22 protein-coding genes are annotated in these 17,582 nt (G+C 69.4%); 13 read left to right on the top strand and 9 right to left on the bottom strand.

The genetic code is table 11. The features are described 5' to 3' along the window. The first annotated feature begins 78 nt into the window (after positions 1 to 78). The 4 genes from L0C25_RS03585 to L0C25_RS03600 all read left to right on the top strand — a co-directional run bounded on the left by L0C25_RS03585 (position 79) and on the right by L0C25_RS03600 (position 3,514). Complete coding sequence (locus L0C25_RS03585) at positions 79 to 1,389, top strand: magnesium transporter MgtE N-terminal domain-containing protein (RefSeq protein WP_271635016.1); 1,311 nt, start codon at positions 79 to 81, stop codon at positions 1,387 to 1,389. Next, positions 1,379 to 1,903 (top strand): DUF1003 domain-containing protein, encoded by a 525-nt coding sequence (locus L0C25_RS03590; protein ID WP_271635017.1) that lies wholly within the window; start codon positions 1,379 to 1,381, stop codon positions 1,901 to 1,903. Before L0C25_RS03585 ends, L0C25_RS03590 begins: the two co-directional genes overlap by 11 nt. Positions 1,904 to 1,981: 78 nt before the next feature. After that, complete coding sequence (locus L0C25_RS03595) at positions 1,982 to 3,127, top strand: Mrp/NBP35 family ATP-binding protein (protein ID WP_271635018.1); 1,146 nt, start codon at positions 1,982 to 1,984, stop codon at positions 3,125 to 3,127. A gap of 18 nt (positions 3,128 to 3,145) precedes the next feature. Next, entirely contained in the window at positions 3,146 to 3,514 is a 369-nt protein-coding gene (locus tag L0C25_RS03600; protein ID WP_271635019.1) for a sec-independent translocase, read from the top strand. 89 nt (positions 3,515 to 3,603) lie between these two features. Here L0C25_RS03600 and L0C25_RS03605 read toward each other — a convergent pair whose 3' ends face one another. After that, entirely contained in the window at positions 3,604 to 4,872 is a 1,269-nt protein-coding gene (locus L0C25_RS03605; protein ID WP_271635021.1) for a zf-HC2 domain-containing protein, read from the bottom strand. Further along, positions 4,869 to 5,465: an RNA polymerase sigma factor SigE gene (gene sigE, locus L0C25_RS03610; protein ID WP_271635022.1), complete on the bottom strand. Its 597-nt coding sequence runs from the start codon at positions 5,463 to 5,465 to the stop codon at positions 4,869 to 4,871. Before sigE ends, L0C25_RS03605 begins: the two co-directional genes overlap by 4 nt. A gap of 197 nt (positions 5,466 to 5,662) precedes the next feature. On the opposite strand from sigE, the gene L0C25_RS03615 reads away from it, so the two are divergent. Beyond that, positions 5,663 to 6,289 carry an O-methyltransferase gene (locus L0C25_RS03615; RefSeq protein ID WP_271635023.1) on the top strand — a complete coding sequence of 209 codons (627 nt, stop codon included), beginning with the start codon at positions 5,663 to 5,665 and terminating at the stop codon, positions 6,287 to 6,289. A gap of 16 nt (positions 6,290 to 6,305) precedes the next feature. On the opposite strand, the gene L0C25_RS03620 is transcribed toward L0C25_RS03615, so the two are convergent. Then, positions 6,306 to 6,767, bottom strand: a complete 462-nt coding sequence (locus L0C25_RS03620; RefSeq protein WP_271635025.1) for a DnaJ family domain-containing protein — start codon at positions 6,765 to 6,767, stop codon at positions 6,306 to 6,308. A gap of 130 nt (positions 6,768 to 6,897) precedes the next feature. Here L0C25_RS03620 and L0C25_RS03625 point away from each other — a divergent pair, with 130 nt between their 5' ends. Continuing rightward, positions 6,898 to 7,527, top strand: coding sequence for a C39 family peptidase (locus L0C25_RS03625; protein ID WP_271635026.1), 630 nt, complete (start codon positions 6,898 to 6,900; stop codon positions 7,525 to 7,527). A 16-nt stretch (positions 7,528 to 7,543) separates the two neighbouring features. Here L0C25_RS03625 and L0C25_RS03630 read toward each other — a convergent pair whose 3' ends face one another. Together L0C25_RS03630 and L0C25_RS03635 are read right to left on the bottom strand one after the other, a co-directional pair. After that, positions 7,544 to 7,888, bottom strand: coding sequence for a hypothetical protein (locus L0C25_RS03630; RefSeq protein WP_271635027.1), 345 nt, complete (start codon positions 7,886 to 7,888; stop codon positions 7,544 to 7,546). 4 nt (positions 7,889 to 7,892) lie between these two features. Continuing rightward, the gene (locus L0C25_RS03635; RefSeq protein ID WP_271635028.1) at positions 7,893 to 8,057 is read right to left on the bottom strand and encodes a DUF3117 domain-containing protein; all 165 of its coding nucleotides are present in this window, start codon (positions 8,055 to 8,057) and stop codon (positions 7,893 to 7,895) included. A 344-nt stretch (positions 8,058 to 8,401) separates the two neighbouring features. Between L0C25_RS03635 and L0C25_RS03640 the strand changes: the two genes are divergently transcribed. Then, positions 8,402 to 9,202, top strand: a complete 801-nt coding sequence (locus L0C25_RS03640) for an enoyl-CoA hydratase/isomerase family protein (protein WP_271635029.1) — start codon at positions 8,402 to 8,404, stop codon at positions 9,200 to 9,202. A 19-nt stretch (positions 9,203 to 9,221) separates the two neighbouring features. Here L0C25_RS03640 and L0C25_RS03645 read toward each other — a convergent pair whose 3' ends face one another. Continuing rightward, on the bottom strand, positions 9,222 to 9,974 hold the full coding sequence (locus L0C25_RS03645; RefSeq protein WP_271635030.1) for a M14 family zinc carboxypeptidase: 753 nt from the start codon (positions 9,972 to 9,974) through the stop codon (positions 9,222 to 9,224). A gap of 22 nt (positions 9,975 to 9,996) precedes the next feature. Beyond that, entirely contained in the window at positions 9,997 to 10,308 is a 312-nt protein-coding gene (locus L0C25_RS03650) for a DivIVA domain-containing protein (protein ID WP_271635031.1), read from the bottom strand. 15 nt (positions 10,309 to 10,323) lie between these two features. On the opposite strand from L0C25_RS03650, the gene folP reads away from it, so the two are divergent. Next, positions 10,324 to 11,214: a dihydropteroate synthase gene (gene folP / locus L0C25_RS03655; protein WP_271635032.1), complete on the top strand. Its 891-nt coding sequence runs from the start codon at positions 10,324 to 10,326 to the stop codon at positions 11,212 to 11,214. 8 nt (positions 11,215 to 11,222) lie between these two features. On the opposite strand, the gene L0C25_RS03660 is transcribed toward folP, so the two are convergent. After that, positions 11,223 to 11,966 carry an LOG family protein gene (locus tag L0C25_RS03660; protein WP_271635033.1) on the bottom strand — a complete coding sequence of 248 codons (744 nt, stop codon included), beginning with the start codon at positions 11,964 to 11,966 and terminating at the stop codon, positions 11,223 to 11,225. 141 nt (positions 11,967 to 12,107) lie between these two features. Here L0C25_RS03660 and L0C25_RS03665 point away from each other — a divergent pair, with 141 nt between their 5' ends. Then, positions 12,108 to 12,635 (top strand): hypothetical protein, encoded by a 528-nt coding sequence (locus L0C25_RS03665; RefSeq protein ID WP_271635034.1) that lies wholly within the window; start codon positions 12,108 to 12,110, stop codon positions 12,633 to 12,635. Between the two features lie 48 nt (positions 12,636 to 12,683). Here the strand turns inward: L0C25_RS03665 and dapE are convergent, their stop codons facing one another. Then, a complete protein-coding gene (gene dapE, locus L0C25_RS03670; protein WP_271635035.1) occupies positions 12,684 to 13,742 on the bottom strand; it encodes a succinyl-diaminopimelate desuccinylase in 1,059 nt (352 codons plus the stop codon). A 149-nt stretch (positions 13,743 to 13,891) separates the two neighbouring features. On the opposite strand from dapE, the gene L0C25_RS03675 reads away from it, so the two are divergent. The 4 genes from L0C25_RS03675 to L0C25_RS03690 all read left to right on the top strand — a co-directional run bounded on the left by L0C25_RS03675 (position 13,892) and on the right by L0C25_RS03690 (position 17,501). Continuing rightward, positions 13,892 to 15,031, top strand: a complete 1,140-nt coding sequence (locus L0C25_RS03675; protein WP_271635036.1) for a sensor histidine kinase — start codon at positions 13,892 to 13,894, stop codon at positions 15,029 to 15,031. Then, positions 15,028 to 15,693, top strand: a complete 666-nt coding sequence (locus tag L0C25_RS03680; protein WP_271635037.1) for a response regulator — start codon at positions 15,028 to 15,030, stop codon at positions 15,691 to 15,693. The genes L0C25_RS03675 and L0C25_RS03680 overlap by 4 nt, the downstream gene beginning before the upstream one ends. Positions 15,694 to 15,772: 79 nt before the next feature. Further along, a complete protein-coding gene (locus L0C25_RS03685) occupies positions 15,773 to 16,252 on the top strand; it encodes an RrF2 family transcriptional regulator (RefSeq protein ID WP_271635038.1) in 480 nt (159 codons plus the stop codon). 133 nt (positions 16,253 to 16,385) lie between these two features. Then, on the top strand, positions 16,386 to 17,501 hold the full coding sequence (locus L0C25_RS03690) for an MFS transporter (protein ID WP_271635039.1): 1,116 nt from the start codon (positions 16,386 to 16,388) through the stop codon (positions 17,499 to 17,501). The last annotated feature ends 81 nt before the right edge of the window (positions 17,502 to 17,582 follow it).

Raw genomic sequence — 17,582 nt, forward strand, 5'->3', positions numbered from 1 at the left:
GTCTCGTAGAAGCCGCGCCGACTCGGCTCGGCGCGCTCACCCGCCGTGACCCGGCTGTCTTGAGTACGCTCGGTAGCTGTGACGACGCCAACGGGGACCACACCGACGACCCGGATCTTCCTCGCCCGGCTCGTCGGCCAGGCGGTGTACGACCCCTCGGGCGATCAGGTCGGCAAGGTGCGTGACGTCGTCGTCACGATCCGGTCGACGAACCCGCGGGTGCTCGGCCTGGTCGTCGAGGTGCTGGGCCGTAGGCGCATCTTCTTGCCGATGACCCGGGTGACGTCGCTCGACGGCGGCCAGATCATCACGACGGGGGTGCTGAACGTACGCCGTTTCGAGCAGCGTGCGACCGAACGGCTCGTCGTCGGCGAGCTCTTCGACCGAATCGTCCGGATCGCGTCGTCACAGGTCATCGGCACCGTGTACGACCTCGCCATGGAGCAGCAGCGTTCGCGTGACTGGTTCCTCAGCCAGGTGGCCGTACGCGAGCGCGGGCGCCGCTTCGGCCGCCGCGGGGCGAGCCACGTCGCCGACTGGGGCGACGTCGTCGGCCTCACGGTCGACGAGGCTCCCCAGGGTGCGACGCATCTGCTGGAGACGATGGACGCGATGCGCCCCGCCGACCTCGCGTCCGCGCTCCACGACCTCTCCCCCAAGCGACGCGTCGAGGTAGCGACAGAGCTGGGCGACGAGCGCCTCGCCGACGTACTCGAGGAGCTGCCGGAGGCAGACCAGGTCGAGATCGTGAGCGCGCTCGACCCGGAGCGTGCGGCCGACGTACTCGAGGAGATGTCTCCCGACGACGCCGCCGACCTGATCGCCGAGCTGCCCGAGCAGACCGCCGAGCGCCTGCTGACCCTGATGGAGCCGGACGAGGCGGAGGACGTACGCCGCCTGCTCACATACGAGGAGCGCACTGCCGGCGGCATGATGACGACCGAACCGGTGATCGTACCCGCGGACGCGACGCTCGCGGAGGCGCTCGCCCGCGTACGCGAGCCCGAGCTGAGCCCGTCGCTCGCGGCCATGGTCTACGTGTGCCGGGCGCCGCTGGAGACGCCGACCGGCAAGTTCCTCGGCGTTGCCCACATCCAGGCCCTGCTCCGGGAGCCACCCTCGACGCTGGTGAGTGCGATCGCCGACAACGACATCGAATGGCCGCGACCGGAGTCGTCGCTGGAGGACGTCGCCGAGGTGCTCGCGGCGTACAACATGATCGCGTGCCCCGTCGTCGACGAGAACGCCCACCTGCTCGGTGTGGTGACGGTCGACGACCTGCTCGATCACCTGCTCCCGAAGGGCTGGCGCGACCGGCGCAGTGCCGACGAGCGGGTGGGGAGCGACGGGGCCGACGACCCGGAGAAGGCGGATGCCCATGGCACGTAACGAGCGCCGGCTCCGCCTGGACCAGCCGGTCGACACCCGTCGCGTACGCCGGCCCGACTACGACCCGGAGACGTTCGGCCGATTCGCGGAGACGTTCGCGCGGTTCATGGGCACGGCACGGTTCATCGGCTACATGACGGTCGTCATCGCCGTGTGGATCGTGTGGAACGTGCCCTGGGGGCCGGATCGAGCGCGCTGGGACGAGTATCCGTTCATCTTCCTCACCCTCGTGCTGTCCCTGCAGGCGTCGTACGCCGCCCCGCTCATCCTGCTCGCGCAGAACCGCCAGGAGGCACGCGACCGGGTGACGCGAGAGCAGGACCGCGACGCCAACAACCGCGCGCAGGCCAATATGGAGTTCCTCGCCCGCGAGGTCGCGAGCCTGCGCCACGGGCTCGGTGAGGTCGCCACCCGCGACTACCTGCGCTCGGAGCTGCGGGCCCTGCTGGCCGATCTCGACCAGCGTGTCGAGCGTCCGAGCCAAGCCCCGTCGGAAGTACCCGACCCGGACTGACGAGAACGCAACCAGGCGGGATGCCCGGCCGACCGAGCCCAGCGACTCCCTACTGGCGGGACCTCGTAGCATCGAGACATGGCAGCTATCACCGAGTCGGCCGTACGCGACGCGCTCGCGACCGTCAACGACCCCGAGATCAAGCGCCCCATCACCGACCTCGGCATGGTCGACACGGTCGGGATCGACGGTGGCAACGTGCTGGTACGCATCCTGCTGACCGTCTCGGGCTGTCCGCTCAAGGCGACGCTGACCAACGACGTGACGGAGGCCGTTTCGGGGCTCGACGGTGTGTCCGACGTCCGGGTCGATCTCGGTGTGATGTCGGAGGAGCAGCGCAAGGAGCTCCAGGAGACCCTGCGCGGCGGGAAGTCCGAACGCGAGATCCCGTTCGCACGCCCCGACTCGCTGACCAAGGTGTTCGCCATCGCGTCCGGCAAGGGCGGCGTCGGCAAATCCTCGGTCACCGTCAACCTCGCGCTCGCCATGGCCGAGCAGGGCCTCTCGGTCGGCATCGTCGACGCCGACATCTACGGTCACTCGGTGCCCGACATGCTCGGGGTCGGCGATACGCGTCCCACCCAGGTCGAAGACATGATCATGCCCGTTCCGGTCAACGGACTGAAGGTGATCAGCATCGGCATGCTCAAGCCCCGCAAGGACCAGGTGGTCGCGTGGCGCGGTCCGATGCTCGACCGGGCGCTCGTACAGATGCTGAGCGATGTGTACTGGGGCGATCTCGACGCGCTGCTGCTCGACCTGCCGCCGGGCACGGGTGACGTGGCGATCAGCCTGGGCCAGCATCTGGCGAACGCGGAGGTCATCGTGGTCACGACGCCGCAGCAGGCGGCCGCATCGGTCGCCGAGCGGGCGGGCACGATGGCCTCGATGATGCACCAACGAGTCGTCGGAGTCGTCGAGAACATGTCGTACCTCGAGCACCCGACCAACCCGGGCGAGCGAATCGACGTGTTCGGCACGGGCGGCGCAGCCCAGGTGGCGTCGACGCTCAGCGAGCGGTTCGGCTACGACGTACCCGTGCTCGCGCAGGTGCCGCTCGACCCGAAGCTGCGCGAGGGCGGCGACAACGGGACGCCGATCGTCCTTTCGGACCCCGGCTCCGTCGCGGCCCAAGAGCTCACGCGGGTCGCGAAGACGCTCGGCGGCCGATCGCGCGGCCTCGCGGGCATGCAGCTCGGTCTCTCGCCCGCCAGCGGCCTCTGACCCGACGGGACGACGACGATGTTCGATATCGGGCCCGCGGAGATCGTGGTCATCGTCGTCATCGCGATCGTGGTCTTCGGCCCCGACAAGCTGCCGCAGTTCGCCCGTCAGGCCGGCCGGTTCCTGAAGACGGCGCGGCGGATGATGGACGATGCGAAGTCCGATCTCGCCGCCGAGATGGGCGACGACTTCGACGGGCTGAAGGACCTCAACCTCCGCGAGCTCGATCCGCGCGAGATCGTCCGCCGCAACGTCGTCGAGGCGATGGAGTCCGGTGACGACAAGACGAACGCCGACAAGGACGAGTCCGATGGCCCACGCAGGCGGCGTGGACACCGCCCGCTCGGCATCGGCGAGCGGCCGCCGTACGACCCCGAGTCGACGTAGGCCCCGCTTGGCCAGAGTTTGGCGCGAATTGCACCACCGGAGCGCCGAGACATGGTGCAATTCGCACCAAACTCCTCACTACGGTGGCCCTACACGGGCGCGACCCACGACCCCATCTGCTGCAGCCCGTTCTGGACCCGGTCGAGCGCGCCCGACTCGATCCGCTCGTGCGGAAGCTCCGCGACGGCGTCCCGCAGACGGCCGGCGGCCGCATCGGTGACGACGGTGTAGACCACGCCGTCGGCCGACCAGACCGCGATACTGGGCTCGCCCGTCCGCAGCCACACCGGGGAACCGCCGACACGGTGCCGCTCGAACCCGTCGAGATCCGACTCGTCGAGCGCGCCCCGCTGCTCGTACAACGCGAGCCGGGTCAGCCCGTCGGTGTACGTCAGGCGTACGACGTGCTGGTTGCCGACGTCGACCCAGTGCCCGCGCACCCGGCCCATGTCGCGGGCGAGCAGGTCGTGACAGGGCCATCCGGACTTCGCGAGTGCGTCGAGCGTCTGCGCACTGATCGGGGAGATCGTCGCGCCGTCGACCGCGCCGCCGGTGTCGGCGGACGCGCTCGATGCGTCGTCCGCACCGTAGTCGCGGCTGTCCGCGACGGATCCGTCATCGTCGTACAGCAGCCTGCGCAGCAGCTCGCCGGTTGCCGAGTCGATCCAGAACACTGCCGCGACGTCGCCGCCGCGAACCGCGCGGACCTCGACGGCCTCCCGGCCGCGGATCTGCCCGGACGTACCAGTGGTGATGCGGTAGTTGCGTACGAGCTGGTCGAGGTAGCTCGACTGTCCAGCGGCGTCACGCAGCAGGCGCACAGCGTCGGCGTCGTCCGCGTCGACGTCCGTACGGTCGTCGACGAGCAGCGACGACGTCGTCACCTGCCGGATCGTGTCGACGGCCGACGGTGCGGCGATCCGATCGCCGCTCGACGGCATCGCCGGCGCGGACTCGTTGAAGTCGGCGGCGAACTGCTCGACGGGCGGGCGTACTTCTCCCTCACCCGCATCGGCGGGACTGCCGATCACGTACGCGAGTGCGGTCACCGTGACCGTGGCACCCGAGACCGCCACCAGCGCGCGCATCGTGCTCGAACGCAGGCAACGCGTCAGCCAGCCGGGCGAAGAGGGCTCCGCCGCGGCGGCGAGCCGATGGACGTCGCTCAGCGACGCGAGCAGATGATCCGGGGCCCGTACCTGACCGAGCGAGGTCATCCGCGACTTCAGCAGCTGCTGCTCGCGCACCTTTCGCCGGCACTCGGCGCAGGACGCGACGTGGGTCTCGGCGATGCGACGTTCGTCGACCGGCAACTGGCCGTCGACGAACGCCGCGATCCGATCACCCAGATGTGTCATCGAGCTCCCGTTGGGGCGGCGTCGAGCGGCCCGGCGAAGCGCGTACGACCGGCCGACGGGGCACGGTGCGCGAGTGCTCGCCGCAGCTGCTGGCGGCCACGGTGGATCCGGGAGCGGACCGTGCCGAGCTTGACGCCGAGCGTGTCGGCGATCTCCTCGTATGACAATCCCTCCATGTCACACAGCACGACCGCTACCCGGAAGTCCTCGGAGAGGGACGCGAGCGCCTCCTCGACATCGGGGTCGAGGTTGGCGTCGTAGATGGCGTACTCGGGCGAGGGGTCCGACCCGGCGAACCGCTCCTCCGCGCCCTCGGCGAAACCGTCGAAACGGAACTTCTGACGCCGGCGTACCCGGTCGAGGAAGAGGTTCGTCGTGATGCGGTGCAGCCATCCCTCGAACGAACCGGGGACGAAGCTGTCGAGCGACCGGAACACGCGGATGAAGACCTCCTGGGTGAGGTCCTCGGCGTCGTGCTTGTTGCCCGTGAGCCGGTACGCGAGCCGGTAGACGCGCGTCGAGTGCTGCTCGACGATGTCTGCCCACTCGGCCACGTTCGACTCCTCGGCAACCTGTTGATCGGTGCTCGTCATTTCGGCGCTCCTTCACCCCTGAGGTACCGGAACACCATCGTGTCTGTCTCACCTGAGAGAACGCCCAGAATCCGATGACCGTTCCCCAAGACCGGCCCGACCCCTGTAATCGACGCCACAACCGGCCGCTTCCGGCGCCGTGCCATAGGCTGACGCCTGAGGATCTGTACACGAAGGAGCCGACCATCGCTACCGAGATGACACCGCAGAGCTGGGCGTACGCCGAGACGTACGTCGAGGAGGACGAGTTCGTCGCGGCCGCGCGCATCCGTGCCGCCGAGGTCGGCGTGACCCCGATCGGGTCGGGGGGCGGCTCGGTTCTGACCCTCCTCGCGTCCGTTACCGGGGCGCAGTCCGTCGTCGAGATCGGCACCGGCACCGGCGTGTCCGGGCTGTGGCTGCTGCGCGGCATGCAACCCGACGGCGTCCTCACCTCGGTCGACACCGAGGCCGAACACCAGCGGCTGGCCCGCGAGACCTTCACCGAGGCGGGCATCCCGTCGCAACGGTATCGGCTGATCTCCGGCTCCGCCCTCGACGTCCTTCCCCGGCTCACCGACGGCCACTACGACCTGATCTTCGTCGATGCGGCGAAGGAGGAGTACGTCGGCTACCTCGCGGAGGCCGCGCGGCTGCTGCGTCCGGGCGGTGTCGTCGCGTTCGACAACGCGCTGTGGCACGGCCGGGTGGCCGATCCGGCTCAGCGAGACGCGCAGACCACGACCCTCCGTGAGCTCGGGCGTACGATCCGCGAGGACGAGTCGTTCGTGTCCGCCTTGCTCCCCGTCGGCGACGGGCTGCTCGTCGCACAGAAGTCCCGCTGACGCTCCCGCTACGGGATCAGCGACGGCGCCACCAGCGGCGCTTCGCCGGGCGCTGGTCCATGGCGTCCTGCCGACCGCCGGCGCGCGCCTTGCGTAGCCGTGCCCATCGCTCGACCATGTCGTCGACGTCGACGATCGGCGCGATGACCTGCGGCATCCCTACCGGCGCCGGCTGCATCCGGTCGCGTCGTACGCGGCGGTTGTAGTCGACCAACACCTCGCGCACGGTCTCCTCGCGCGAGACCTCGGTCAGCGACTCCGGGAAGCCCTCGGCCTCCTTGCGCAACTGCACCGCGCTCGGAAGCACGGCGGTCATGTCCAAGCGCTCGCGTTCGATCAGGCCCTTGACCCACCAGTCGGGATCGTTGGTCGAACCGAGGTCCAGCGGCTTGCCCGCACCCGGCAGATCGTCGAACGCTCCCCGCGCCTGAGCCTCACGGATCTGGCGTTCGACGGCGTCCATTCCTGGGTCGCTCATGGTCTCCACCCCACGTCGTCGTCGACGCCTCCAGGGTACCGAGGCCTGCGCCGGCCCAGGGACGGGCTCGGGGTTCAACCGCGCCACAACGGGTAGGGGAACCGCGTACCCGCACGACGAGGAGAGGCGTATGAACCGCACAACCGCACTCGCGGCCGCGTTGGTGACGACCGCCGCACTGTCGCTCGCGACCCCACCGACCCAGGCCCAGCCGCCGACCGCCGTGACGACATCGGTGCAGACCGAGGCCGAGCACGTCATCTCGTTCGAACACCAGTGGCAGGAGACCGGCTACTGGTGTGGGCCCGCCGCGACCCGGGTGGCACTGACCGCTGCCGGCCAGTATCCGTCGCAGGCCGATCTGGCCGCGGAACTGCCCACCGACGAGGGTGGCACCGACCACATCAGCCAGGTCACCGACGTACTCAACGCACACGGCGCCGGCAACTACGTCACGACGGAGATGCCGAACGACCCGCCCACCGCCGAACAGGAGCAGAAGCTCTGGGACGACGTCGTACGTACGGTCGACCAGGACCGGGCGGTCGTCGCGAACATCGTGGCACCGCCGAGCAACCACCCGCCGGGATACCCGTCGGACCAGACCATCTACCACTACTTCGCGGTCGTCGGCTACAACGCCGAGACGAGCCAGGTCTACATCGCCGACTCGGCGGGCTTCAGCCAGGGCACCTACTGGCTGGACTTCCACCAGCTGGCGACGCTGGTGCCGCCGAAGGGCTACTCCGCGATCGCCTGACCCAGGTCGCGGCTGCCTACCGCTCGTACGCCGCCGAGGGCGCGAACCCATCGCCGCCCTCGGCGACGGCGACGATCGTGCACTCCTCGATCGCGATCGGCGACTCGCCGACGATCGCCGAACCCGGTGAGTCGGCGGCGCTCGCGGTGAACGACGCCTGGAAGGCGGCTCGGGCGGCATCGGACTCGAAGACGTAGCAGCCCTCGAACCACTCGCCGTCGCGTGCCCGCCACGTCTTGAAGCGAAGTCCGTCCATGCCGCTGAACCGCTCGTGCGATGAGTCGCGTACGTACGCGCCAAGGCGGTCGAGGGTGTCGGCGGGCGCGTTCGCGAGCGACCAGCGGACCGTCAGGCCGTGCATCCGATCAGCCGATGCCTTGAAGCAACGTCCCGAGCTCGCTGGCCTCGTCGGCGTTCAACTCGACGACCAACCGGCCACCTCCTTCGAGTGGGACGCGCATGACGATTCCGCGCCCTTCCTTGGTGACCTCCATCGGCCCGTCTCCGGTCCGTGGCTTCATGGCCGCCATGCGGTTACCCCTTCCGTTGTGACACGCGGCTCCCGGCGACAGCGACGGGAGATCTGCGAAATGCCTCACACCATTATCCCCTATGCCGCCGCCGGCTGGAAACGACGTCGGAATACTGGGCCCGCGCCGTACGCCCGCGTACGGCAGACTCTGCGGAAGAGCCCGACCCAGGCCGCGTCGGTAAACCCCACGTCGGCTCGCATGCCTCCGCATCCCGCCTGGCTGCGTTGCGGATCGCTCGAAGGAGGATCGACTACGACTTCGCTCCCGCGCCTTGCCAGATCGGGCGCGGAGACCCGCTCGCTGATCGACGCGAGGTTCACCGACACGACCTAGGAGCGCCCATGACCGATTCTCCCGATGCCGTCGTCTACGACGTGAGCAGCCACGTCGCGACGATCACCCTGAACCGCCCCGACACGATGAACAGCCTCACCGTGCAGGCCAGGGCAGAGCTCAAGGAGGCGCTGCACCGCGCGGCCGCAGACACGGATGCGCGTGCGGTCGTGCTGACCGGCACGGGACGCGCGTTCTGCGTCGGTCAGGACCTCAAGGAGCACGTCGCGAACCTGCGGGACAAACCCATCGACCAGGTGTGGTCGGTCGTCGCCGCCGACTACAGCCCGATGGTGACCGCGATCGCGACCATGCCGAAGCCGGTCATCGCCGCCGTCAACGGCGCAGCCGCAGGAGCCGGCGCGTCGCTCGCCTTCGCCGCCGACTTCCGCGTACTCGCGGAGCCGGCCAGCTTCAACCTCGCGTTCGCCAACATCGCGCTGTCCTGTGACACGGGTGCCTCGTGGACGCTGCCGCGGCTCATCGGGCACGCGAAGGCGACCGAGCTGCTGATGCTGCCGCGCACGGTTCGCTCCGAGGAGGCCCGCTCGATCGGCCTCGCGACGTCGGTCGTACCCGCCGAGGAGCTCACCTCGCACGTACGCGAGCTCGCGCTGAAGCTGGCGGCGGGGCCGACGCTCGCGTACGCGTCGATCCGGCGTGCGCTCGCGTACTCCGCGACGCACAGCATGGCCGACTCGTTGGAGCACGAGGGGCAGAAGATGGCGCTCACCGGTGCGTCGAGCGACCACAAGGCTGCGGTCGCCGCGTTCCTCGACAAGGAGACCCCGAACTTCGAGGGCCACTGAGCCCGCGCCGGCGTGGTCGTCAGCGACGACCACCGACCGCGCGCAGCAGACCGCGCGGAGCGACTCTCGTCAGGTAGCGCTTCGACGGCGAGGTGCCGAGCTCGACGGTGATCGCGGCTCCGCGGCGACGCTTGTTGAACCACTGCGTCATGGTGCCGTGACAGTGCCCGCCGCACGTGAACGACTTACGCGGCAGGTGCAGGTACTTCGCGAGGCGCCGGGCGAGTGCGGACGTCTTCGGACCGGACGAGTCGACCCCGTGCAGTGGCTGATGGAACGACACGACGTAGCGCGGGTTCGTACGCTTCAGGAAGCGCATCATGACCCGTGTCTCCCGCTCCGACCTCGGATGCGGCCCCGACTCGTACGCGCCATCGAGGTTCTTCCAGCGCACGGGGTAGTTGCGGTTGAGATCGACGCCGTGTGCGTTCTTGCGGTGGTGCCGACGCGCCCCGTCAGGGTTGACCGTCGGCACGAGCCAGAGGTTGATCCCGCGCAGCTTGCGGCCGTCGCGCAGGCTCCACAGGATCCGGCGCGGCGCCAGCTCGTCGCCGTGCATCGCCGCCATCGCGACGACGGTACGACGGGCGTTCGGGTTGCCGAGCTGCCACGCACGGATCGGCGTGCCGCGGACGCTCTTGCCGATGATCTTCACCTTGACGACCGCCGGATGGACCGGCCCACGCCGGGCGTCGTCGGCCGGCGCGGGACCGGCGAGAGCGGTCGAGGCCAGAGCGATCAGAGTCGTTGCCGTTGCTATCCGCCGAATCATCGGGCCTCGTCTCGTCGGTTGCCTACTCGATGGTGTTTCTCGCTGTCGGGTCTTCGGGGTCGTGCGGGGTCGGTGCCTCGCCCGGCAGCTCGCGTACCGACATCTCCGCACCCAGGCGGGCGAGGAGCGCGTCGACCTCCTCGCGGCGGTAGCCGCGGAAACCAACGGTGAACCGGACGTCGCGAAGGTCGTCGCCGCGCAGCGCGCGATCTGCCGGTAGCGTGACGTCACGCCGGTCGTCGTACGCCTGTGTGATGGTCACGCCGCCGCGCGCTGCGACGACGAACGCCGCCGCGAGTACGGCGACGATGATGATGCAAAGGAACCACGTCACGCAGACGATGGTGCCATGACAACGACCCGGGCTGGAGAACCGATGGACCTGCGCGTTGGAAGTCTCGTCGTACGACCGGGTGAGTACGCGGTGATGGCGATCATCAACAGAACGCCCGACTCGTTCTACGACGCCGGCGCAACGTACGAGTTCGGCGCCGCGCTCGAGCGCGTCGACGAGGTGGTAGACGAGGGCGCCGACATCGTCGACATCGGCGGCGTCAAGGCGGGTTACGGCGACGACGTCGGCGCCGCGGAGGAGCTGCGGCGTACCGCGGACTTCGTCGAGGCGGTGCGAGACCGGCATCCCGACCTACCGATCAGCGTCGACACCTGGCGCGGGGAGGTCGCGCACGTACTGTGCGAGCTCGGGGCCAACCTGGTCAATGACACGTGGGCCGGTCACGACCTCGAGATCGCCGCGGTCGCCGCCGAGAACGACGCCGGCCTGGTGTGCAGCCACACCGGCGGCCTCGCGCCGCGTACGGATCCGCACCGCGTCGCGTACGACGACGTGGTCGCCGATGTCGTACACACGACGACGGCGCTGGCCGAACGCGCGACGGAGCTCGGCGTCGATCCGCAGCGCATCCTGGTCGACCCGACGCACGACTTCGGCAAGAACACCCGGCACAGCCTCGAGCTGACCCGGCGGCTCGGCGAGCTCGTCGCCACCGAGTGGCCGGTGCTGGTCGCGCTTTCCAACAAGGACTTCGTCGGCGAGACGCTCGACGTGCCGCGAGCGGACCGGCTCGCCGGAACGCTCGCGGCGACCGTCGTATCGGCGATGGCCGGCGCGCGGGTGTTTCGCGCCCACGACGTACGCGAGACCCGGCAGGCGCTCGACATGGTGGCGTCGATCCACGGCACCCGGCCGCCCGCGGTTGCGCGCCGCGCACTCGCCTGAACGCCGAGTCAGCGCAGGGCGAAGTGCGAGAGCGCCTCGTCGACGTCGTCGGTGAGGTGGAAGCGGTCGAGGTCGGCGGGGACGATCTTGCCGTCGGCGAGTACCGTCTCGCGAAGCCAGTCGATCAGACCCGACCAGTACGCCGTGCCGAGCAGCACGACCGGAAACGACGTCACCCGCTGCGTCTGCGCGAGGGTGATGGCCTCGAACAGCTCGTCGAGGGTGCCGAACCCGCCCGGCATCACGATGTAGCCCTGGGAGTACTTCACGAACATCGTCTTGCGGGCGAAGAAGTAGCGGAACGTGATGCCGATGTCGACCCACTCGTTCAGACCCTGCTCGAACGGCAGCTCGATGCCCAGGCCGACCGAGACACCGCCGGCCTTCGACGCCCCCTTGTTGGCCGCCTCCATCGCTCCCGGCCCGCCGCCGGTGATCACCGCATGGCCCAACTCGACGAGTCCGCGACCGACCGACTCCGCCAATGCGTACATCGTGTCGTCGGGCTTGGTACGCGCCGAGCCGAACACCGACACCGCGGGCCCGAGCTCGGCGAGCATGCCGAAGCCCTCGATGAACTCCGACTGGATGCGCAGCACGCGCCACGGGTCGGTGTGTACCCAGTCCGTCGGCCCGCGCGAGTCGAGCAGCCGTTGGTCGGTCGTGCCCGACTCGACCTGAGCGCGGCGTAGGCGTACCGGGCCGCGGTGGTGCTCGCGCGGCCGCTTGGCTCCGGAGGTCTGGTCCGTCATGACCGCAGGCTAGCCGAGGGTGCCGCAGTCGAGCCGCGCCGTGGTGCCCTCCGCGCGACAGCGCATTGGCAGTGGCACGGCAGCGAGGTGGCAGCACGATCTTCCACGGTGGTTCGGACAGGTTCACGGAAGGAGACCATGATGCGTACGAAGATCGGTGCGGCGGCTGTGACGGTAGCGGCAATGGGTTCGCTGCTCGCCGGCACGGCGTCGACGACGGCACAGGCGATGCCCGACGGCAACGGTGCGGGCAGCACCTCCCGTGCCGCCGAGACCATGACGGACTACGAGAAGGTGGACTGCACCCGAGACCAGGTCACGTCGTCTTGGGTCGCGGGCTGCGCCCGGGCCCCGGTCGACGGTGATGCGGGCGGAGTCAGCGGGTACGCCCACCTGTACAACGAGCGTTCAGAGCGTTGGGCCGACATCGAGTTCAGTGCGCTCGGAGAGAAGGTCTACCTCCGCGCCGACGCGGGGACCACGACCAATTTCGGCGTGTACTACTGGGCGGCCGGGGAGTGGGTGACGGCGTACCAGCACACGGACTGGGACGGCGACGTCGATGAGACGATCGACCTCAACCTGGACGACGGCACTCCCATCCACGCCGCGGTGTGCATCCGCCGTGCCTTCGACCAGTGCGCGGGCCTGGGAACGATGCGGTCCTGATCTCCGACGGCCGGCGGCCCATGGTTCGGGCCATGGGTCGCCCGGACGTCAGCTCAACCAGTCACGCAGCCGCGCCTCGAGCCGATACAGCTGCTCGATCGGCACGCGTTCGTCCTGCTTGTGGGCGAAGACCGGATCACCGGGCCCGTAGTTGACGGCGGGAATGCCGAGCGCGGTGAACTGCGCGACGTCGGTCCAGCCGAACTTCGGGTTCGCCACTCCCCCGACCGCCTCGACGAACGCAGCGGCCGCCGGGCGGTCCAGGCCCGGCAGTGCACCGGGTGCGAGGTCGGTCACCTCCAGCTCGAACCCCGCGAACACCTCGCGTACGTGGGCGAGCGCCTCGTCTGCTGTGCGGTCTGGCGCGAAGCGGTAGTTCACCGTCACCCGCGCCTCGTCGGGCACCACGTTGCCCGCAACCCCGCCGCGTACGCCGACCGCGTTGAGGCCCTCGCGGTACGTCAGGCCGTCGATGACCGGTGAGCGCGGCTCGTACGCCACCAGCCGCGCCAGCACCGGGCTCGCGGCATGGATCGCGTTCGATCCCATCCAGGAGCGTGCCGAGTGCGCGCGTTCTCCCCGGGTGATGACCTCGACCCGCAACGTCCCCTGGCATCCCGCCTCGACGACGGCGTTGGACGCCTCCATCAGGATCGCGAAGTCGCCATCGAGCCGGTCGGGGTGCTCGCGGGCCAGCCGCCCCAGGCCGTTGTACTTCGCCTCGATCTCCTCCGCCTCGTAGAAGACGTACGTCACGTCGCGTACGGGTTCGGCGACCGTCGCCGCGAGCCGCAGGGCGATCGCGACACCGCCCTTCATATCGCAGGATCCGAGCCCGTGCAGGAACTCCCCATCGAGACGGGACGGCAGGTTGTCGTTGACCGGCACGGTGTCGAGGTGGCCCGCGATGACGACCCGCTCCGCACGGCCGAGCGACGTACGCGCGACGATCGTGTGGCCGTCGCGTACGACCGAAAGGTGCGGCAGCGCCACCAGTTCCCGCTCCACGGCGTCGGCGATCGCGCGCTCGTCGAGACTCACCGACTCGATGTCGACGAGCGCGGCGGTGAGCGAGACGACATCGGAGCTCAGGTCGATCGAAGGCATGGCTCATTCCATCATTCCCCGCGTCGTACTCCGCGCGGCGTACGACCGGCTGCGTCCACTGACCGATGTTTCAAGGGCCGGCGTCGCATAACGTTGCTGCCTGGGACCGTGCCAACGGGTATGCACGGCCATGAGCGAGGAGTCGACGCGTGAGTCAGGACGCACCGCAGAGCACCGGCCTGCGCCGGATCTGGCCGTACGTCGCCGTCGCCGTACTGACGTTCGTCACCTTGATGGGCACGATCAACGCGGGCGAGCATCAGCCCGGACGCGACGCTGACGCGCTTGCCATCGCGATCACGCTGATCTGTCCGCTGAGCCTGCTGCTGTTGCGGCGGTACCCGATCACCGTGCTCGGCGTCGTCCTGGCGCTCACCCTCGTGTACATGGCCCGGGGCTATCCGTACGGGCCGGTCATCGCCAGCGTCGGCATCGCCCTGATCGGCAACATCGTGCAGGGCAATCGCATCGTCGCATGGGTCGGTGGCGGCATCATGTACGCCGGGTTGATCGTCACGATCCATGTCGTACGGGACGAGCCGTGGTCGTGGCCCGCCGCATTCGGCGTCGCGGCCTGGATGCTGCTGATACTCGTCGTCGGCGAGTTCGTCCGAGTGCGAGTCGAGCGCTCTGCCGTGTCGAGGCGCGCCCGGGCCGAGACCGAGCGCCGAAAGGCGAACGAGGAGCGGCTGCGCATCGCCCGTGAGCTGCACGATGTCGTCGCCCACCACATGTCTCTGATCAACGTGCAAGCCGGCGTCGCCCTGCACCTGATCGACCGCGAGCCGGAGCGCGTCGCACCGGCGCTGGAGACCATCAAGACCTCGAGCAAGGAGGCGCTCGGCGACCTTCGGTCGCTGATCGACCTGCTGCGCGAGCACGACGAGGCCGCCCCGCGCCAGCCGTTGACGCGGTTCCGCTCGCTGGAGTCCCTGATCGAGCGCAGCGCACATGCCGGCCTGACGGTGAGCCAGCACGTGACCGGCACCGAGCGACCGCTCCCGTCGGCGGTCGAGACGGCCGCACATCGGATCATCCAGGAGGCCATCACCAATGTCGTGCGACATGCCGACGCGGACCGCGCATCGATCGATCTCGACTACGGTGCTGACATGCTGACCTTGCGGATCGACGACAACGGCGATGTCGACGCCGACCGAATCGCGTGGGGCAACGGCCTTCGTGGCATGCAGGAGCGCGCGTCGACACTCGGCGGCACCCTGCAGGTGACGCGGGCGCCTGCCGGCGGCGTACGCGTCACGGTGACCCTACGGACGGACGACCGATGATCCGCGTCGCGCTCGCCGACGACCAGCTCCTCGTACGCGCCGGGCTGCGTGCGCTGCTCGACGCCGAGCCCGACATCGAGGTCGTCGGCGAGGCGTCCGACGGCGACGAGGCGGTGACCCTGGTACGCCGCGAGCACCCGGACGTCGTGCTGATGGACATCCGGATGCCCGGCACCGACGGACTGCAGGCGACGGGCACGATCACCGCCGATCAGGAGCTCGAGGCGACCCGAATCGTCATCCTGACCACGTTCGACCTCGACGAGTACGTGTTCGAGGCGATCCGCCTCGGCGCAAGCGGCTTCCTGGTCAAGGACACCGAGCCGACCGAGCTGCTCGGCGGAGTACGTGCCGTCGCGAGCGGCGAGGCACTGCTGTCGCCGCGGGTCACCCGCCGGCTGATCGGGGAGTTCGCCCAGCGCAGCCGCGAGTCCACGGTGTCGGCCGAGCTCGACCTGCTCACCGAGCGCGAGCGCGAGATCGTCGCACTGGTCGGCCAGGGACTCTCGAACGACGAGATCGCCGACCAGCTGGTCGTGAGCCCCGCCACCGCGAAGACCCACGTGAGCAGGTCGATGATCAAGCTCGGCGTACGCGACCGCGCACAACTCGTCGTGGTCGCGTACGAGAGCGGGCTGGTCAAGCCCGGCTGGACGACCTGAGCGAGTCGACGCCAACGTCATCGCAGCGGATCCGGCGCTTCGCGGGTGGAATCGAATAGAGACATGTAGTATCCCTGTTATGCGAATGAGCGAAGGCGTCGAATGGGGCCTGCACTGCTGCGTGACGCTGGCCTGGCTCGAGGACACGCGCCCAGTGCCCATCCAGCGGTTCGCCGAGTGGTTCGACCTCCCGCCGGAGTACCTGAAGAAGCGCCTGCAGGCGCTCGTCCGGGCCGGCGTCCTCACCTCGACAACGGGCGCACGTGGCGGCTTCACCCTCGCCCGCGCACCGGAACAGATCACGCTGATGGACGTCGTCGCTGCCATCGAGGGGCCCGACGAGGCGTTCCGATGCACGGAGATCAGGCAACGCGGCCGCAGCGGCGTGGGTGCCGGGCGAGAGTTCGCGAGCCCCTGTGGCGTGTCCATCGCCATGCGCCGCGCCGAGGTCGCATGGCGCCGCGAGCTGAGCGCCCAGACCATCGCGGACGTGATGGCCGCGGCGCCGCCGGCGAGCGTACGCCGCACCCGTCGCGCCTTCTCCGTGACGGGCGCCTGAGCCTCATCCGATCGAAACCGACCACCGTTTCCGCACGGAAGGAATAGGGATGCCAAAGATCCCGAATCAGGTTACGGCCGACACACGTGAGCAGCCGGGACAGCGCGGGCTCAGATCCACTCTCACGCTGGCCTTGGGTACGTTCGCTGTCGGTACGGATGCGTTCATCGTCGCCGGATTCCTTCCGTCGATCGCTGACAGCCTCGACGTCTCACGGGCGGCCGCCGGACAATCGATCACGGTGTTCGCCATCGCCTACGCGGTCCTGTCGCCGGTCATCGCCACTGCAACCAACCGAATCCCTCCGCGGACGCTACTCACCTGGGCGTTGGTCGTCCTCGCCATCGCCAACGTCGGATCCGCACTCGCGCCGTCGTTCGCCGTTCTCATCGCAACCCGGGTGCTGGCGGCCGCGGGCGCCGCCGCGTACACGCCGAACGCCGGTGCCGTGAGCGCATCGCTCGTCCGGCCGGAACAACGCGCGCGCGCCCTGGCGGTCGTGGTCGGCGGCCTGACCATCGCGACGGCGCTCGGTGTTCCACTCGGCAACCTCGCCGCCCGAGAGCTGGGGTGGCGTACGGCACTCGGCGCGGTTGCCGGCCTCGGTCTGGTCGCCGCCATCGGCGTCTTGGCGACGACGCCGGTGCTCCCCGCTCGCCCGTACGTCGCCTTGCGAACCCGGCTCAGCGTGCTGCGAAATCCCAAGGTGATCGCCGTGCTGCCTCTGACCGTGCTCGGCATGGGCGCGAGCTACACGCTGTACGCGTACAGCGTTCCAACGCTCGGCGCCCTCGACGCCGGCGGTTCGGCAACCATGTGGCTGTTGTTCGCGTACGGCGTCGGCGCGGTCGTCGGCAACTTCGCCGCGGGCGTCGGGACGGACCGCTGGGGTGCCGGCCGGGTCTTGGCGTCCGGCTACGTGGTGATGACCGCCTGCCTTGCCACGTTCGCACTCTGCGTCGTGGCCGAGCTGCACATACTCGCGCTCACGGCACTCCTGATGCTCGCCTGGGGCGCCAGCAGCTGGTGCCAGACGCCGCCTCAGCAGCATCGCCTGATCGCCGCGGCACCGGACGCGACCCCGCTCGTGGTGGGCCTCAACTCATCGGCGATCTACGCGGGGATCGGCCTCGGGACACTCCTCGGCGGCGCAACGCTGTCGCATGGCCTAGGCGTCACCGCGACCCTCGGGGCAGCACTCGCCGCGCTCAGCGGAGCGTACCTCGTGCTGACCGCACGCCGACGCTGAGCGCGGGCGCGCGCCGTGCGGGTGCCCGTGGCGCGAGTGGCGCAAGTCCGTTGTTTTTGAGGCATTTGAGCAACAAACTCG

Origin of the sequence: Solicola gregarius (genome assembly GCF_025790165.1) — a bacterium.
Classification (GTDB): Bacteria; Actinomycetota; Actinomycetes; order Propionibacteriales; family Nocardioidaceae; genus Solicola; species Solicola gregarius.

Bases quoted from the DNA above. Each gene is read 5' to 3' on its own strand.
- L0C25_RS03590 (WP_271635017.1), top strand. From the start codon at position 1,379: ATGGCACGTAACGAGCGCCGGCTCCGCCTGGACCAGCCGGTCGACACC.
- L0C25_RS03595 (WP_271635018.1), top strand. From the start codon at position 1,982: ATGGCAGCTATCACCGAGTCGGCCGTACGCGACGCGCTCGCGACCGTC.
- L0C25_RS03600 (WP_271635019.1), top strand. From the start codon at position 3,146: ATGTTCGATATCGGGCCCGCGGAGATCGTGGTCATCGTCGTCATCGCG.
- L0C25_RS03605 (WP_271635021.1), bottom strand. From the start codon at position 4,872: ATGACACATCTGGGTGATCGGATCGCGGCGTTCGTCGACGGCCAGTTG.
- sigE (WP_271635022.1), bottom strand. From the start codon at position 5,465: ATGACGAGCACCGATCAACAGGTTGCCGAGGAGTCGAACGTGGCCGAG.
- L0C25_RS03615 (WP_271635023.1), top strand. From the start codon at position 5,663: ATGACACCGCAGAGCTGGGCGTACGCCGAGACGTACGTCGAGGAGGAC.
- L0C25_RS03620 (WP_271635025.1), bottom strand. From the start codon at position 6,767: ATGAGCGACCCAGGAATGGACGCCGTCGAACGCCAGATCCGTGAGGCT.
- L0C25_RS03625 (WP_271635026.1), top strand. From the start codon at position 6,898: ATGAACCGCACAACCGCACTCGCGGCCGCGTTGGTGACGACCGCCGCA.
- L0C25_RS03630 (WP_271635027.1), bottom strand. From the start codon at position 7,888: ATGCACGGCCTGACGGTCCGCTGGTCGCTCGCGAACGCGCCCGCCGAC.
- L0C25_RS03635 (WP_271635028.1), bottom strand. From the start codon at position 8,057: ATGGCGGCCATGAAGCCACGGACCGGAGACGGGCCGATGGAGGTCACC.
- L0C25_RS03640 (WP_271635029.1), top strand. From the start codon at position 8,402: ATGACCGATTCTCCCGATGCCGTCGTCTACGACGTGAGCAGCCACGTC.
- L0C25_RS03645 (WP_271635030.1), bottom strand. From the start codon at position 9,974: ATGATTCGGCGGATAGCAACGGCAACGACTCTGATCGCTCTGGCCTCG.
- folP (WP_271635032.1), top strand. From the start codon at position 10,324: ATGACAACGACCCGGGCTGGAGAACCGATGGACCTGCGCGTTGGAAGT.
- L0C25_RS03660 (WP_271635033.1), bottom strand. From the start codon at position 11,966: ATGACGGACCAGACCTCCGGAGCCAAGCGGCCGCGCGAGCACCACCGC.
- L0C25_RS03665 (WP_271635034.1), top strand. From the start codon at position 12,108: ATGCGTACGAAGATCGGTGCGGCGGCTGTGACGGTAGCGGCAATGGGT.
- dapE (WP_271635035.1), bottom strand. From the start codon at position 13,742: ATGCCTTCGATCGACCTGAGCTCCGATGTCGTCTCGCTCACCGCCGCG.
- L0C25_RS03680 (WP_271635037.1), top strand. From the start codon at position 15,028: ATGATCCGCGTCGCGCTCGCCGACGACCAGCTCCTCGTACGCGCCGGG.
- L0C25_RS03685 (WP_271635038.1), top strand. From the start codon at position 15,773: ATGCGAATGAGCGAAGGCGTCGAATGGGGCCTGCACTGCTGCGTGACG.